Here is a 15,189-nt window from a genome sequence, read left to right as displayed (position 1 = left end):
TTTTGCTCAATTCGATAGCATCTTTTCAAAAATATTAAAGCCATCCGTTTCACCTATATAAGTGTAGCCGCATTGTCTGTAAAACTGGCTAAGCTTGTCATTCCCCGCAATACAGTCTAATCGGATTCGGTCCTTGCCTGTGAAACGGATTCCCTTTTCAACCCATTGCACCAGTTCGCGGCCTAGTCCCTTCCCGGTTCTATCCCGATCCACAACCAGGCGATGCAAATATACTGAGGCTCCTCCGTCGGAATCAGCATCATCTAGCCCCCACAACTTACGATCCCATGCACTGGGCTGCTGTTGCAGAATCATGGAGCCAGCCAAGGTATGCCCCTCTGATGTTCGAAAAATGATCACCTCTCCGCGCGAAATAGCGCCTCCCAGATTATGATCATCCTTCCCTTTCAATAACTTGCCCCATTGAGTGGAACCCTTGCTGTGCAGCCATCTGGCAGTCTGTAAAATTAACTCCTGCACCTGCTCCTGATCCTCTGCGCCTGCCAGAAACGCGCGTAATTCCGGATTGACGAATGGATCGGCAATTTGTAGTGTTGCCATGCTGCACCTCAACTCTCTTATGTCAGTATGTATGAAAACTATATCATAAAAAAAGAGAGTTTGATTTTATACTTTCATGGTTCATTTATGGTGGAAAATGTAACCATTCTAACTATTCCAACCGATGATATACCGTATGAGAAAAGATGGAAAGGTTGTGAATGAAGTGTCATTCGGCATGACCAAAGAACGTATACTTATCTTCACCCTATTGTTAATCCCTGCTATCGCTGCCTTTGTTGCGACACGGCCTATGCCCGCACAGTATATTTTGCAGGGAGAAATGCATTCGGTCCAAGAGCTGGGCGTTCAGGGAAGTGTGTTTTTTGCGTCCGTTCAAGCGGGGATAGCTAACAATCTCGTGGAGCGTTGGAATATCTATTCCAGTGAAAAGGTAACCGGGGGAGGTATTAAGTTTGAGCCCCTTCCCCCTGATGAGGTGGATACTTATCAAAAGGACCTCACAGAGACGGATACGCTAAAATATTCAGCCATGCAGGCTGTTCATGCAGCGGCGGAATTAAGTACAGACACAGAAACAAATGAGGAATCCGAAGCTTTATCCGATCTGAGCCGTTTTGAAGATGCTCGCTATGCAGAGCTATTGAATCATTTGGGGGGACTTTCGGGGAACTCCTTGGGCCTGATGACAGGCATCGGACTGTATGAGGAAACCAATGCTATCGACTTCTCGGATGGCGGACGTCACAAAATCGCAGGCTCCGGCACGATGGAAGAGTACGGGTATGTCGGGTCGGTCGGTGGACTGGAACAAAAGCTGCTGGGGGCAGAGGCCGCGAAGGTTGATCTGTTTTTCGTACCCGCAGATTATGATTGGCTCGGTGAGGAAGGCAACGAAGCAGAAGCTGCCCGTGTTCAAAAGGAACATGGACTCAAGCTGCGCATTATCCCCGTGGAGACGCTGGAGGAAGCTATCGCGTATTTGAAGCAACTAGACTAGGGGGAACTGTATCTTGAATGATTTACAATCCAAAGCATTTCCATCGAAAACGGTTGGCATTGCGCTGCAAGCCTTGTTAGCGGTGGGTGTTATATGCGAATTGCATATTCTTATTTTTACGGTGGTTTATGTTTTTGCAAATGAGACTTATTATGAGAACCTATACGAGTTGGAGCAGAAAGTTACCGTCTTTAGCTTTGTTCTTTACTACATATGTATTGTGATTTATCTGATCTGGCTAGTCCAAGTACATAAAGCCATCCGACAAAAGCATGCCGATTATCCGATTCGAGCCTTCGGGGCGGTTGTCCGTATGATTCCGATTTTCAACCTTTGGGGAATCAAAAACACTTTTTCCACTATCCACAGCTACTTATCCCGCCATTCAGGGCTAGAACGTAAAGCATCTTACATCCGACACTTGATCATTCCGCTGTATTTCGTCTGGTTTGCCGGAGGGATCGTGGAGCGGGTTTTCCTCAGTCAATTACCTCATATGGAATCGACGATTATGATGTTCGAAGCCATCATGCAGCCTGCCAGAATGATTGTCTTTTACTTCATAACACGGATCATTCACAATAGTCTGGTTGTGCTGTATGAAAAAGATGAAAACGGTAGCTATTCAGAAGCTGAACCACGAAAGACTACTAATGAAATACAGGTGTCGGTGCCACAAATGGATCATCCCACGAATGCAACTGGTTCCCAAGAGCCCTCCCACACTTGAACAGGGTTGTATTAAAAAACGAGCTGGCCTCATTGGTCAGCTCGTTACAATTCCGGTAAAGTGTCTTACTCAGAACAGAACCCATGATTTACACCGTCTGCACAGCAGGCACAATTCGGTACAATCCCGCAACATCACCAGTCGCGGGCCGATCTTCCTGTATCGACCAGCCGAACGACAGCACCTGCTCCAGCCGAGCATACTCAACCTTCGTCAGCTCGGATGTAACGGCTTCGCTTCCTTCCTCCAGTGACAGCTCAGGCTCCCGCCCAAATGCAGCGGCAATCCATGAACGGATTCCCCGTATCGTGTTGTACTTAATCTGATATCCGTCAGCTACGGCGCTTGCAAAAATCTCCGGCTCTTTGGACGCCAGCCCGGTGGCAAGCTCTGCATAATCAAAATCGGACTGTCCGTCCGACGGCAGTTCATTGTGCTGCACCCGACGGATTAGCTCCTCATCAGACCAGCCTAATGCGCGTAAAGATTCCAGCATGAGCGCGTCCCATTGGGAAATACGTACTCTTTTCGTCGATTCAGTCATTGTTTCTCGCCTCCTTGTTGATCACGCACATCGTACACCAGCCTTAACCTAACGGTTAACCGGGTACGCTACATAATGGCCAGGACTGATTTCACGCAGCTCAGCGGCACTCTCACCGTCCTTGTCCCATGCCAAAGAACCGTCTGGTTGGGCAAACCCCGCCCCAAAACCGTCCCGCTCTCCGGCTGCTCTCGGATCAGGCACCGGGATAGAGGACAGCAGCGCCTGTGTATATGGATGGGCTGGCTGCTCATACAGCTCATCTGCATCGGCTACCTCCACCAATCGTCCATGGTACATCACACCGATCCGGTCTGAAATATGCCGCACCATCGACAAATCATGGGCGATGAACAGATACGTCAGCCCGAATTCCTGCTGGAGATCCTCCAGCGTGTTAATGACCTGTGCCTGAATAGACACGTCCAGCGCCGAAATCGGTTCGTCGCATACGATAAACTCCGGTTTCACGGATAAAGCACGCGCGATAGAAATCCGCTGGCGTTGTCCGCCGCTGAATTCATGGGAGTAGCGGTACAAGTGCTCCCGCTTCAGTCCGACCTTTTCAAGTAAAGCCACGACGGCATCCTTACGCTCACTGCCCTGATGCAATCTGTGAATATCCATCGGCTCGCCAATCAGGTCGAGCACGTTCATACCCGGGTTAAGCGAGGAATACGGGTCCTGAAAAATGCTCTGAATGCGCCGACGCAGCGGCTTGAGCTGCTTATCGTTCAGTTTGGAAATATCCTGACCGTCAAAGCGCACCGTTCCTTCCGTATAATCGTATAACCGCGTCAGGCAGCGTCCAACCGTCGATTTACCGCTGCCCGACTCGCCGACCAATCCGAACGTCTCACCACGCTTGATCTGGAAGCTCACGCCGTCAACCGCCTTGAGCACCTCCGAGCTGCGTCCCAACAGATCCTTGGCTGTTACAAAATGCTTCTTAAGCTGGTGTACCTCCACCAGGGGCTGACTTTCGCCCATTGCATTGCTCACTTCACTCACGTTAAACCCTCCCTTCCACATGGCCCGCTTCGGGCGTCTCGTAGACTCCGGCAGGCACAGCGTCCGGCTCGTTCAGCCAGCAGGCCGCCCGCTGATCCGGGCGAAGCTCCACCATCGGCGGCCGCTCTACACAGCGGGCAAACGCGTGCGGGCACCGTTCCATGAACGGACAGCCCGACGGCGGGTCCAGCAGGTCCGGCGGCGTGCCCTCGATCGGCACCAGCCGCTCGCGGAAGCCGTTCGTGCGCTGCGGCACAGAGCGCAGCAGGCCCTGCGTATACGGGTGGGCCGGACGATAAAAGATATCGTCCACGCGCCCCTCCTCCATTACCATGCCGCCGTACATCACGATGACACGGCTGCACACCTGGGCGACGACACCCAGATCATGGGTGATCAGGGCAATCGCCATGTCGGATTGCTGCTTCAACGTCTTGAGCAGCTCCAGAATTTGCGCCTGGATCGTCACGTCCAGCGCTGTGGTCGGCTCGTCAGCAATCAACAGCTCCGGGCTGCACGAGAGCGCCATCGCGATCATTACCCGCTGACGCATCCCCCCGCTGAATTGATGCGGGTATTGGTTCATACGGCGCTCCGGCTCGGTAATCCCCACCTGTCGCAGCAGCTCCACAGCGGCTTTCGTAGCCGCCTCCTTGCTCAGTCCCCGGTGTCTGCGAATCACCTCCACTAGATGATAGCCGACCTTCTTGACCGGGTTCAGCGAGGTCATCGGGTCCTGAAAGACCATCGCAATCTGGTTCCCGCGTATTTTGCGCCATTGCTTTTCCGTCAGAGCCGTCAGACTTTCTCCCCGGTAACGAATATCGCCATTCAGCCGCTTGCCCGGCGGGGCAATCATAGACATGATGGCTTTGGCTGTAACGCTTTTACCGCTACCGGATTCTCCTACGATTCCTACCGTTTCTCCAGCATCAATATGAAAGCTAACCCCTCGAACCGCCTGATTCTCCCCCTCACGTGTGAAAAAGGAAACCTCCAACTGTTCGACGGACAGCAGATGTTCAGTCATAGTGTTTTCGCTCCTTTCTGTCGCTCCTGGAGCCATTGGTCATGGGTCTTGTAGCTGTGAATCATCGTTTCACCAGCTTGGGTTCAAAGCCTACACGCAGCACGTCCCCCAAAACATTAAAGCTCAGCACGGTCAGTAAAATAAGCAGCCCCGGAAATAACGCCATATATGGAGCCTGTGCAATATATCCTTGGGCATTATTTAGCATGCTTCCCCATGTAGCGTTCGGCAGTTGCACACCAAAACCAAGGAAGCTCAGCGACGATTCCATCATAATCGCTGAAGCGATATTGTTCGTCGCCCCCACGATAATCACCGGAATCAGGTTCGGGACGATATGCTTCAGAATGATCCCGAATGTGCTTTGTCCCGAAGCTTTGGCATACAGCACATATTCCCGTTCCCGCAACGTCATCGTCTCCGCCCGGACCACCCGGGCAATATTCATCCACATCAGCAGGGCGATAATGACAATAATATTGCCGACGCCCGGCTTCAAAAACACGCTCAACAGCAAAATAACCAAAAAAGACGGAATCGACATGATCAGCTCCAAAATCCGCATGAGCAAATTATCGATCCATCCGCCGAAATAGCCGCTTACAATGCCTACTACTGCGCCAATACTGGTCGCAATAATCATGGACGCGAAGCCCACCAGCAAAGATACACGACCGCCGTACAGCGCCCTTGTAAAATAGTCTCGGCCGTAGTCATCCGTTCCAAACCAGTGTGCCGCTCCCGGCGGTTGAAGACGCTCCAGCACGTTCAGCTTGTTCGGGTCCTGCGGTGACAAAAAAGCGAAGATTGCCCCCAGCGAGAATACGATCAATAGTATGAGGGCGGCGGCGCCCGTTTTGCTCGTCATCAGCTCGATCCCGATGTTGCGCCATTTGCTCCGATTCATGAGTTCACCTCGTTGATTTAATTCTCGGGTCCGCGATGCTGTATAAAATATCCGCTAGCAGATTGCCTATGATCAGCAGCAGGGCGGAAAACAGTGTAATGCCCATGATAACGGGATAATCCATCCCTTTTACCGCCGTCATACCCAGCGAGCCAATGCCCGGCCAGGAAAATACCGTCTCGGTCACGATGGCTCCGGCTACCAGATCCGCAACCGACATACCGAGCAGCGTAATGATAGGCAGTAGTACATGCTTGAGCACATGCCGAAATAAAACCAGTCGTTTTCCAGACCCGAACGCATATTGAATCTGCACGTATTCTTCCTTGAGCTGCGTTATTGTACTGGAACGGATATACCTCACATACACAGATAAAAATCCGAAGGCCAGTACAAAACACGGTAAAATCCCATGCTTGATCACATCAAGCGCCGAGTCCGTTCCAATGGTCCGCATCCCCGTACTTGGAAGCCAATGCAGATAAATAGCAAACAAATAAATAAGTAAAATGCCGAGCCAAAACAGCGGTACAGAAATCCCGATGTACGACATCAGGTTAATCAGCTTGTCGATCCAGCGGTTCCGATTGCCCGCAGCCGTCAAGCCGAGTGGAATGGCAATCAGGACAGCCAGTATTATGGATGCGCCCATTAATCCGGCGGTAGCCGGGAGGCGATCCAGAATTTGATCCAGTACAGGCTGGTGATTAATCAGCGAGTAACCCAGATCACCTGTGAGACTTTTTTTGAGCCATAACATGTACTGCACATAAGCAGGCTGATCCAGCCCCAAGCTGTGCCTCATACGTTCGATATCTTCCAGATGCATATTCGGTGTAACAAAAGAGAGAACCGGATCACCTGGAGCCAGCTTGATCAAGCCGAAGCAGACGATGGATACGAAAAATAGCATCGGTATAACTTGCAGCAATCTTCTGGCGATGAGTTGTCTCATACGTTTCTCTTCCCCTTGCTGTTCTCGAAAAAAATAAGCTGGTTCTCCCAGCTTATTTTTTGAAAACCCTGTCTTATTTGTGATAAATTTTGGACAAATCTTCGAAAATTACGACCGGTTTCAGCACAGCCTGATCAATGCCGCCATACTGCTTGTCGAATGCTACAATCGTTTTGGTATAAGCAATCGGGTAGATAACTGCATCATCAGCCAAAATCTCTTGTACCTTTTTGTAGATTTCTCCACGTTTGGTCGTATCCGACTCCGCTGCGCCTTCTTCCATCAACTTATCCACTTCTTTGTTGGAATAACGCGAATAGTTGGAGGACGATCCGGTGCTGTACAAGATACGGTACGCATCCGGGTCATAACCCATGATATAGCCGCTGATCGCCAGATCGAAGTCCTTGGCATTCGTATCGACGAATTTTTGCGACCAAGCCGAGGAATCCATACTGTTTACATCCAACTGAACGCCGATATCCTTCAACTTCTGCTGAATGTACAGCGCTTGTGCCTCTTGCACCTTATTACCGCCCGGAATAATAATGCGCAGCTTCAGTCCTTCAGCTCCAGCCGATTTCAGCAGTTCTTTCGCCTTGTTCACATCATTATTGAAAAATGGAACATCGTTCGTGTGATACAGCACGTCCTGTGTCAAAGCAGACTTCGCAGTATCAGCATAATCCTTGGAGCCATAAGATACCTGAATCAACTCATCCTGATTCAATGCGTATGAGAGCGCCTGACGCACTTCTTTTTTGTTCAACTGCTTTGTGTCGCTGTTTTCATTAAACATCAGGTAAGCCAAGCGGCCTTCACTGTAAGGGTAAATATCGAACTTATCGGTTGCTTTAATCGTATCCACGTTTTGCGGGTCTACATAGTTGACGTTAATCTCGCCATTCTGGAGCGCCAAGCTCGCAGCATTCGAATCCTTCACAACTCGGTACGTTACAGAGTCCAGATGCGGCTTGCCACCAAAATAGTTATCGAACCGTTCCAGTGTCACGTACTCACCAGTTTTGTATTCTTTAAACTTGAACGGGCCGGAACCGACTGGAGTGTTGTTTTTCGTGCTTTTCTCAATATCCGCTTCGTTCTCGAAAATATGCTTCGGAATCGGGGATACCTGTACCAGCGCCGCTTCAAAAGCAGGAGCTGCCTGCGGAAGCTTGAAATCCACTGTTGTATCATCAACCTTGCTCACCTGAACCGGCTTGCCGTTAATCATGAAATTACTTCTCAAAAAGCTATGCTGCTTCTCGTCCAAAATTTTATTAATCGTGAAAACCACATCGTCAGCTGTCAGCTTCTCGCCATCATGCCAAGTCAGATTCTTTTTCAGCTTCAGCGTGTACGTCAGCTTGTCTGCCGAAGGAGTCAGGCTATCTGCCAGATAGAATGTCTTCTTGCCGTTGTTCACCTGAAACAAAGGTGCGAATATCGCCTGATCTATCGTCAGACTCACCCGGTCACCCGCATAGTTCGGGTTCAGCACCACCGGATCGGCTTGTACACCGATGATCAGATTGCCGCCATCCTTGGGTTGCCCGTTATCAGCTGTTGTAGCATTCGTATTCGCTGCACTTTCGTTTGTCGCAGACGAAGAACCGGAATTCCCGCCAGAGCAGGCACTTACCACCAACATTAATATGATCAATACAAATACACCAGTCCAATTACGACGCATGTCTCTAGCCTCCGAGTTCTCTAAGTGTGTAATAAAAAATATTATAAATCGGAATAATCGGATTTACAATCAATTAAAAACTACCTATTCCCCTTTTCATTAGAAGTTCAGACATTATGTGATCGAAATTAGCAAAAAAACACCCGATTAGGGTGTCTTTTAGAAGACCAGCAAACTGATTAATGCCAGGATGGCGGGTAATCCTTGTTTCAGTAAAATGGATTTATTGGCCGTCAATGCACCATAAATCGCAGCCACCAGAACACAAATCACAAAGAACAGCTGAATCTGTTGCCCTACCGCAGCATCCGGGTACAGCAGCCCCCATACCAGCCCGGCAGCCAGAAACCCGTTGTACAGCCCTTGATTCGCAGCCAGTGACTTGGTCACTCCCGCCAGCTCCTTGGAGGTGCCGAACGTGCGAATCGCCCGTGGAGTCGTCCACAAAAACATTTCCAATATTAAAATGTACACGTGCTCCAGAGCAACAATCCCAACCAATATTGAACTGATCAAGCTCAAGTATATTCCTCTTCTCCACGCAAAATCGTTGTAAGTTGTAACTTTCGGATTCACTCTTGAGGATTATAATCCATTTTCCAAAATCAGTAAAGAGACCGGGACTAAGCCCAGTCTAATTCTTGCATAGCGCTTAGAAGAATGTTACTTACATGGTTCTCGCAAAATCCAGCAATGCTTTGGACATGCTGTTAATCTCGTCCGTAGATGCATTCACCTGCTGCGTGAGCGCGGCCTGTGTCTGCGTCAATGTAGACATGTTGCCGATGTTATGCAAAATCCGCTCGATGAGTGTCTTCATTTCGTCCAGACTGGTTTCAATATTTCCGGTCGCATCGGCGCTGTGAATGGCAAGCTTCCTTACTTCATCCGCAACTACGGCAAAGCCGCGTCCCTGTTCACCCGCACGGGATGCCTCGATCGCCGCATTCAGCCCAAGCAGATTCGTTTGATTGGCAATCTCTTTAATGAAGTTGGAAATGTTTTGTGTCTCTTCCGCGCTGACTTTGGCCTGATTAGCCGCCTCAGTCGATTGCTCTTGAGCCGTAGCCAGCTCCTGCGCCTGATTACTAACCGAGTTGACACCATTCACCATTTCCGTAATGGAATCGGAGAGATGCTGTATTTTGAGCGTGAGCTCGTCCGCAACGGACTGCTTTTGTTTTTCCAACGTTACATCACGGATAGTACCTGCCATGCGAATTGGCACTCCCTTACTGTCACGTATGCTTCCCCCACTATTATAATACCAGCGGTATTCGCCATTTTTATTCTGCAAGCGGCAAGTTACTTCATAGGGAGTGCGATCTGAAAAATCATTCAAATGGTCGTTCAACGCTTTAAACGCTATTTCAACGTCATCTGGATGCAAGCGTGAACCCCAGCTGCTAAGCGCACTCGGAAAGTCTTTCTCATCACTAAAACCCAGCGTTTTGCGAAATTGCGGTGACCACCAAAATTCACTATTTGGATTCTCTACATCTCCGTCAACCAGGATGATGTCGTATGGAGCTTCGATTAATACACGGTTAACAAGGTCATACCTTGTAACCATTGCTTCCAATTCCTCAGACTTGATTTTCTGGTCATTCACATCCAGCAAAGCGCCTGCGATTCGCAGTGGCACTCCTTGCTGATCTCGAATTGTCGTTCCAGTCGCACGGAACCAACGGTATTCGCCATGCTTCAGCTTTAAGCGATACTGAATGTCATAAGGAGTTTTTCCGGTATGATCCAGCAAATGATCCGCCAACGCTGCCAATACCCAGTCATAATCCTCCGGATGTAACCGGGATGCCCAGCTATCCAATACATTTGGGAAATCCTTTTCGCTCTGATACCCCAGCATGGAGCGGAATTCATCTGTCCATGTGAACGTATTGTTTGGATTCACAGGATCACCTGCAATGACCTCCATATCCCATAAGCCGACTTCAATCGCCTTGGTGACGAGCTTCAGACGAATGTCGGTGTGTCGAGCCTCATTTTTGATGGATTCAAGCGCTTGGTTGACATTGTTTGCGATTTCCTGAACCTCAGAAGATGCAGAGGATAGTTGTATTGCGGCAGAGTAGTCTCTCTGCTGTATTTTTTGCGACAATTTGCGGCTTTCTTCCACTAAAGGAGCAAGTGATTGAGCCTCGTTTTTTTTGAGAAACATGATATGATCTTCCCTTCTGAACCAATGTTTGAAACGGTATATTTTATATCGGAATATTATCAATAATCATTATAAATAAAATTGAAATTAATTAGGTAAAAAGAACCATTTTTTAAGACCATATGCCCAAATATTCATAGATAAAATATCGAAAAATGTCGAATTAGGGAGGAACCTCACAGGTCTGGAAACGAAAAGAACACCCTCGCACTTACTCTGCAAGAGTGTTCTTTTCGGCAAATATTCGGTTTATTCGATTTTATTTCAAAGAAGCAGCATATTCCTCGCCTTTTTCCTTATCGTATTCCCCTTCCCATTTGGACATGACTACGGCGGCAAGCGAGTTGCCCAATACATTTACTACTGTACGGGCCATATCCAGAATACGGTCAATACCAGCGATAAAGGCCAAGCCCTCCAGTGGAAGGTTAACTGATCCCAGTGTAGCGAGCAAAACTACAAAGGAAGCGCCCGGCACACCTGCCATACCTTTGGAAGAAATAATCAGCACTAGCATCAGCGTGATCTGTGTAGTGACCGGCAGATCAATACCATACATCTGGGCGATGAAGATCGCAGCCAGCGCCTGATACAAGGTGGAACCGTCCTGATTAAAGGAATATCCTATCGGAATGACAAAGGAAGTAATTCCTTTCGGACATCCGAACTTCTCCATTTTCTCCATGATCTTAGGCAGGACACTTTCCGAGCTGGCCGTTGAGTAGGCAAGTAGCAGCTCACTTTTCAAAATTTTGACCATAGTCCAGAGACGAGTACCGCAGAGCTTGGCGATAATTCCAAAAACAATCACAATGAATAGCAGCATGGAGCCGTACACCGACAAAACAAGCTTCAATAACGGCCACAATGATGCCAGCCCAAACTTGGCTACTGTCGTTCCAATCAGTGCAAATACACCGAACGGAGCCAAGCGCATCACCTGATTGGTTACCCAGAACATAGCGTCGGCTACGCCTTCGAAGAAATTCAGCACAGGCTTGCCCTTGTTACCAATCGCCGCTACCCCTAGTCCGAACAAGACGGAGAAAAAGATAATAGCCAGCATATCCCCTTCGCCCAGCGCTTGAAAAATATTAGTAGGAACAATATGGACAATCGTATCCATAAAGCTGTGGCCTGACTTTTCAGCCGTCTCCACGTAGCTATGGATATCACTCTTGGCCAGGTGGGACATGTCTACACCGTCTCCGGGACGAACCAGATTCGCAACCAGCAATCCGAAAAGGATGGCAATGGTCGTCACAATTTCAAAGTACACAATAGACTTTCCGCCGAGCTTGCCCAGCTTTTTAATATCTCCGACGCCGGCTACGCCTATAATAAGAGTTGAGATCACAATAGGCACGACAATCATCTTAATCAACCGGATAAAAATATCGCCGATCGGCTTTAAGTAGACTTCCACCCCTGAATTGCCGTAAAATAAGGCACCAATAATAATACCTAAAGCCAGACCGATAAAGATTTGCATTGTCAAATTAATCTTTTTCACTTCGTGTCCCCCCTGGCTGATTTGTATATTTTTGCAGTATGCTGTTCTTAATATTCAAATGGTGTTATTTATACTACAGTCTGATCTATAAAAACCGACAATTATCTACACCTGTATTTGTTTTTTTTCAATAAATTCACCATTTTAATGTTGAATTGTGAATTTATCTCACATTGCCTTTCTAATAACACAGGAGGTGAATAATTATGAAGCTGAATATCCTCCTTTTCCTGCTTATGCTTGTGGTCGTACCACTGGCGGGCGAGCTGAATATTCACCCTTTCTCTAATACATTTCGTCTCAGCTTCGGCACGCCTGTATTTTTTTTCTTTCTGCTATCTATTCGTCATATTCTGCCTGCATTATCAGGACTGCTTGCAGGCATAGCCGTGGTGGCCTTTCGCATCTCACTCAGTTATTTCACTCACCCCGGCCCTTCCTTCGAAGAGCTGGTGACCCTGCACGGGCCTACCTTTTTTTATTACATGGTCTACGGCCTGCTCTTTCAGGTCCTTAACATTAATGCCGAGCCTTACCGCGCTCTCCGGGTAGGCATTCTCTCCGTGGGTATAGAGGTTGCGGCAAGCGTGGCGGAACTTAGCGTCCGGCGGAGCATTGACGGGGAATTCTGGGACATCGTCAAGATCAGCAAAGTGGCTCTCATGGCCATGATCCGCAGCTTCTTCGTGCTCGGGTTCTACAATATCATTCGCCTGAAGCAGTCCGTTCAGCATGAAGAGGCCCAAAGACAGCAGACCGAACGGATTCTGCTTCTGGTATCGGATCTGTACGAGGAGTCCGTCCAGCTCGGCAAAACCCTGTCGCATACAGAGCAGATCACCCGTGAAAGCTACGAGCTATATCGGGAGTTGCAGCAGGCTGAATCTCTGGAAGACAGGGACCGTTACGCCAGACAGGCACTCCGTATTTCCGGACAGGTTCATGAGATCAAAAAAGACAGTCAGCGGATTTTTGCCGGGCTGTCCAAGCTGATTGATGCGGAAAGCGGAGTGCATTACATGCCTTCTCGGGAGCTTGGGGAGCTGATCGTCCGAACGAACCGCAAATATGCCCAAGCGCTGGACAAGTCCATTCATTTCACCCTGCATGTTGACTCTTTACTGCCCAAGTTGCATGTTTATACGGTTTTGACACTCATTAATAATCTGACAGCCAATGCGGTTGAAGCGATGAAGGACAACGGAAGTATTGACGTTTCCATTCGGTTTCTACCGGGAAAAGAGGACACCGTAACCTTTAGCGTCACGGACAACGGCCCGGGGATTCCTCAGCGCAAACGGGAAATGGTCTTCACACCGGGGTATACAACCAAGTATGATGAGGAAGGACAGCCTTCGACTGGCATGGGATTGTTTTATGTGCGTGAGGTCGCGGAGAGCCTCGGAGGAACGATTGTGCTGCAACAGGAAGAAGAACACACAGACAGGGTACGGACCACTTTTACAGTCACATTGCCTTTACGGAAACTGACGGAGAAAGGAAGATAGCCCGGATGCATTTTTATATTGTGGATGACGATCAGGGAATTCGTTCTATGCTGGCAGACATTATTGAAGATGAAGGTTTAGGTGAGGTTATCGGGGAAGCAGAGGACGGTTCCTATGTGAACAGCGATCTACTGGAGCTTAACCGGATTGATATATTACTCATTGACCTGCTGATGCCGATTCGTGATGGCATTCAGACGGTACGCGCGCTCGGTGATCATTTCAGCGGCAAAATCATTATGATTTCCCGCATTGAATCCAAAAATATGATCGGCGAGGCCTACTCACTCGGTATTGAATACTACATTGCCAAGCCCTTGAATCGACTGGAGATTATTGCAGTGATTCATAAGGTGTCCGAGCGTTTGCGCATGCAGCAATCGATCACGGATATCCAGCGCACGCTACAGGGACTCTCGATGTTCACATCGAGAGGACCATCGACAACAGTAGAACCGACCAAAAGCATCACAACTTCCGGGCAGTTTCTGCTCTCCGAAATGGGAATGATCGGCGAAGCAGGCAGTATGGATTTGCTGGACATGCTGGAATATCTGGACCAGTATGAGGAAGATACGGGTAACCTATCCCCCTATCTGTTCCCACCGTTGAAGGATATCTTCGCGAATGTAGCCTTGAAACGGCTGGGAAGCTCGGCTTCTGCGACAGAGCTGAGTAAGGAAATCAAAGCATCTGAGCAGCGCGTCCGCCGCGCTATTTTCCAGACACTAAGCCATATCGTGTCGCTCGGATTGACGGATTACACCCACCCTAAATTTGAAAATTATGCGTCCAAATTTTTTGATTTTACAGAAATCCGCAAAAAAATGCTGGAACTGCAAAACAATGTGGAGCCCTCGCTGTCTCAAGCCCGGATCAATACAAAAAAATTTGTACAGGTGTTCTATATGGAGGCCAAAAGGCTGCTACATTAAAAAAGCACCTGCTTACCCCCTAATGTGCCACCACATGAGAAGGGTTACGCAGATGCCATTTGGTTAAAAAATGCTGATCATCTTCTAGTCTTTTGGTTCCACACTCTTGTCCTGGCGTTCCATTGCACCCAAAAAACCGACACCATCGGACAACAATCGTTTCAAGACATTTAATTCCTCCGTACTGTAACGATCTAAAAATTGAAGCAACTGATGCTGTACTTTATTGTGAAGCCGCTCATGCACAAGAAAGAGCTTTTTACCCAACGGGGTTAGACGAAAATAAATTTCTTTTTTGTTGTCGTTAAGCTGGGTTCTGCGAATCCAGCCTTCCTTGAGCAGTTTGGTGCTGACTTTCGAAACCGTACCTTTGCTCAGCTCAATCCGATCCGCTAATGTCGTAACATTAATCGGCTCATGCCTCCCGATACAGTCAATGACGTGAACATCAGTCAGTTTGAGCGAAGCATTCCCATCAAAATGCTCGTGGACTTCTTCGAGAAAAGACATACTCTCTCTCTGCTGATACTGCTCCAGCTGATGGTTAGTTTTGATAAGCAGGTCATAGACGTGCTGAATGATTGTGGCTTTTTCCATACAAACCGATAGTCACTCCTTTGGCGTATCCCTCCGTTCATTATAGCTTAAATTTGTTTCAAAAG

At 48.4% G+C, this 15,189-nt stretch carries 15 protein-coding genes; 4 read left to right on the top strand and 11 right to left on the bottom strand.

The window, feature by feature from the left end; translation table 11 throughout:
* Positions 1 to 6: 6 nt before the first annotated feature.
* The gene (locus ABH897_RS20835) at positions 7 to 561 is read right to left on the bottom strand and encodes a GNAT family N-acetyltransferase (RefSeq protein ID WP_283654203.1); all 555 of its coding nucleotides are present in this window, start codon (positions 559 to 561) and stop codon (positions 7 to 9) included.
* Positions 562 to 697: 136 nt separating this feature from the next.
* Here ABH897_RS20835 and ABH897_RS20830 point away from each other — a divergent pair, with 136 nt between their 5' ends.
* A complete protein-coding gene (locus ABH897_RS20830; protein ID WP_404581256.1) occupies positions 698 to 1,522 on the top strand; it encodes a hypothetical protein in 825 nt (274 codons plus the stop codon).
* 13 nt (positions 1,523 to 1,535) lie between these two features.
* Positions 1,536 to 2,252 carry a hypothetical protein gene (locus ABH897_RS20825; RefSeq protein ID WP_283654201.1) on the top strand — a complete coding sequence of 239 codons (717 nt, stop codon included), beginning with the start codon at positions 1,536 to 1,538 and terminating at the stop codon, positions 2,250 to 2,252.
* 88 nt (positions 2,253 to 2,340) lie between these two features.
* Here ABH897_RS20825 and ABH897_RS20820 read toward each other — a convergent pair whose 3' ends face one another.
* The 9 genes from ABH897_RS20820 to ABH897_RS20780 form a co-directional block, all read right to left on the bottom strand.
* A complete protein-coding gene (locus ABH897_RS20820) occupies positions 2,341 to 2,796 on the bottom strand; it encodes a hypothetical protein (RefSeq protein WP_283654200.1) in 456 nt (151 codons plus the stop codon).
* 48 nt (positions 2,797 to 2,844) lie between these two features.
* On the bottom strand, positions 2,845 to 3,786 hold the full coding sequence (locus ABH897_RS20815) for an ABC transporter ATP-binding protein (protein WP_283656171.1): 942 nt from the start codon (positions 3,784 to 3,786) through the stop codon (positions 2,845 to 2,847).
* Between the two features lie 22 nt (positions 3,787 to 3,808).
* On the bottom strand, positions 3,809 to 4,837 hold the full coding sequence (locus ABH897_RS20810) for an ABC transporter ATP-binding protein (protein WP_283654199.1): 1,029 nt from the start codon (positions 4,835 to 4,837) through the stop codon (positions 3,809 to 3,811).
* A 61-nt stretch (positions 4,838 to 4,898) separates the two neighbouring features.
* A complete protein-coding gene (locus ABH897_RS20805) occupies positions 4,899 to 5,744 on the bottom strand; it encodes an ABC transporter permease (protein ID WP_283654198.1) in 846 nt (281 codons plus the stop codon).
* A gap of 4 nt (positions 5,745 to 5,748) precedes the next feature.
* Entirely contained in the window at positions 5,749 to 6,699 is a 951-nt protein-coding gene (locus ABH897_RS20800) for an ABC transporter permease (protein ID WP_283654197.1), read from the bottom strand.
* Positions 6,700 to 6,772: 73 nt separating this feature from the next.
* Positions 6,773 to 8,392 (bottom strand): ABC transporter substrate-binding protein, encoded by a 1,620-nt coding sequence (locus tag ABH897_RS20795; protein WP_283654196.1) that lies wholly within the window; start codon positions 8,390 to 8,392, stop codon positions 6,773 to 6,775.
* 159 nt (positions 8,393 to 8,551) lie between these two features.
* Positions 8,552 to 8,914, bottom strand: coding sequence for a DUF1304 domain-containing protein (locus ABH897_RS20790; protein ID WP_283654195.1), 363 nt, complete (start codon positions 8,912 to 8,914; stop codon positions 8,552 to 8,554).
* A gap of 145 nt (positions 8,915 to 9,059) precedes the next feature.
* Entirely contained in the window at positions 9,060 to 10,571 is a 1,512-nt protein-coding gene (locus ABH897_RS20785) for a methyl-accepting chemotaxis protein (RefSeq protein ID WP_404592656.1), read from the bottom strand.
* A 259-nt stretch (positions 10,572 to 10,830) separates the two neighbouring features.
* Positions 10,831 to 12,084, bottom strand: a complete 1,254-nt coding sequence (locus ABH897_RS20780) for a cation:dicarboxylate symporter family transporter (protein WP_404592655.1) — start codon at positions 12,082 to 12,084, stop codon at positions 10,831 to 10,833.
* A gap of 206 nt (positions 12,085 to 12,290) precedes the next feature.
* Here ABH897_RS20780 and ABH897_RS20775 point away from each other — a divergent pair, with 206 nt between their 5' ends.
* Positions 12,291 to 13,592 carry a sensor histidine kinase gene (locus ABH897_RS20775; RefSeq protein ID WP_404592654.1) on the top strand — a complete coding sequence of 434 codons (1,302 nt, stop codon included), beginning with the start codon at positions 12,291 to 12,293 and terminating at the stop codon, positions 13,590 to 13,592.
* 5 nt (positions 13,593 to 13,597) lie between these two features.
* Positions 13,598 to 14,527, top strand: a complete 930-nt coding sequence (locus ABH897_RS20770) for a response regulator (RefSeq protein WP_404592653.1) — start codon at positions 13,598 to 13,600, stop codon at positions 14,525 to 14,527.
* An 84-nt stretch (positions 14,528 to 14,611) separates the two neighbouring features.
* Here ABH897_RS20770 and ABH897_RS20765 read toward each other — a convergent pair whose 3' ends face one another.
* Positions 14,612 to 15,124 (bottom strand): MarR family transcriptional regulator, encoded by a 513-nt coding sequence (locus ABH897_RS20765; protein WP_283654192.1) that lies wholly within the window; start codon positions 15,122 to 15,124, stop codon positions 14,612 to 14,614.
* Between the last annotated feature and the right edge of the window lie 65 nt (positions 15,125 to 15,189).

Source organism: Paenibacillus sp. RC73, assembly GCF_044908085.1.
GTDB classification, from domain to species: Bacteria; Bacillota; Bacilli; order Paenibacillales; family Paenibacillaceae; genus Paenibacillus; species Paenibacillus terrae_A.
Note: the sequence above shows the minus strand (reverse complement) of the source record. Positions and strands in the feature narration are given on the sequence as shown.

Coding starts and splice junctions, on each gene's coding strand:
- ABH897_RS20835 (WP_283654203.1), bottom strand. CDS start 561: ATGGCAACACTACAAATTGCCGATCCATTCGTCAATCCGGAATTACGC.
- ABH897_RS20830 (WP_404581256.1), top strand. CDS start 698: ATGAGAAAAGATGGAAAGGTTGTGAATGAAGTGTCATTCGGCATGACC.
- ABH897_RS20820 (WP_283654200.1), bottom strand. CDS start 2,796: ATGACTGAATCGACGAAAAGAGTACGTATTTCCCAATGGGACGCGCTC.
- ABH897_RS20815 (WP_283656171.1), bottom strand. CDS start 3,786: ATGGGCGAAAGTCAGCCCCTGGTGGAGGTACACCAGCTTAAGAAGCAT.
- ABH897_RS20810 (WP_283654199.1), bottom strand. CDS start 4,837: ATGACTGAACATCTGCTGTCCGTCGAACAGTTGGAGGTTTCCTTTTTC.
- ABH897_RS20805 (WP_283654198.1), bottom strand. CDS start 5,744: ATGAATCGGAGCAAATGGCGCAACATCGGGATCGAGCTGATGACGAGC.
- ABH897_RS20800 (WP_283654197.1), bottom strand. CDS start 6,699: ATGAGACAACTCATCGCCAGAAGATTGCTGCAAGTTATACCGATGCTA.
- ABH897_RS20795 (WP_283654196.1), bottom strand. CDS start 8,392: ATGCGTCGTAATTGGACTGGTGTATTTGTATTGATCATATTAATGTTG.
- ABH897_RS20785 (WP_404592656.1), bottom strand. CDS start 10,571: ATGTTTCTCAAAAAAAACGAGGCTCAATCACTTGCTCCTTTAGTGGAA.
- ABH897_RS20775 (WP_404592654.1), top strand. CDS start 12,291: ATGAAGCTGAATATCCTCCTTTTCCTGCTTATGCTTGTGGTCGTACCA.
- ABH897_RS20770 (WP_404592653.1), top strand. CDS start 13,598: ATGCATTTTTATATTGTGGATGACGATCAGGGAATTCGTTCTATGCTG.
- ABH897_RS20765 (WP_283654192.1), bottom strand. CDS start 15,124: ATGGAAAAAGCCACAATCATTCAGCACGTCTATGACCTGCTTATCAAA.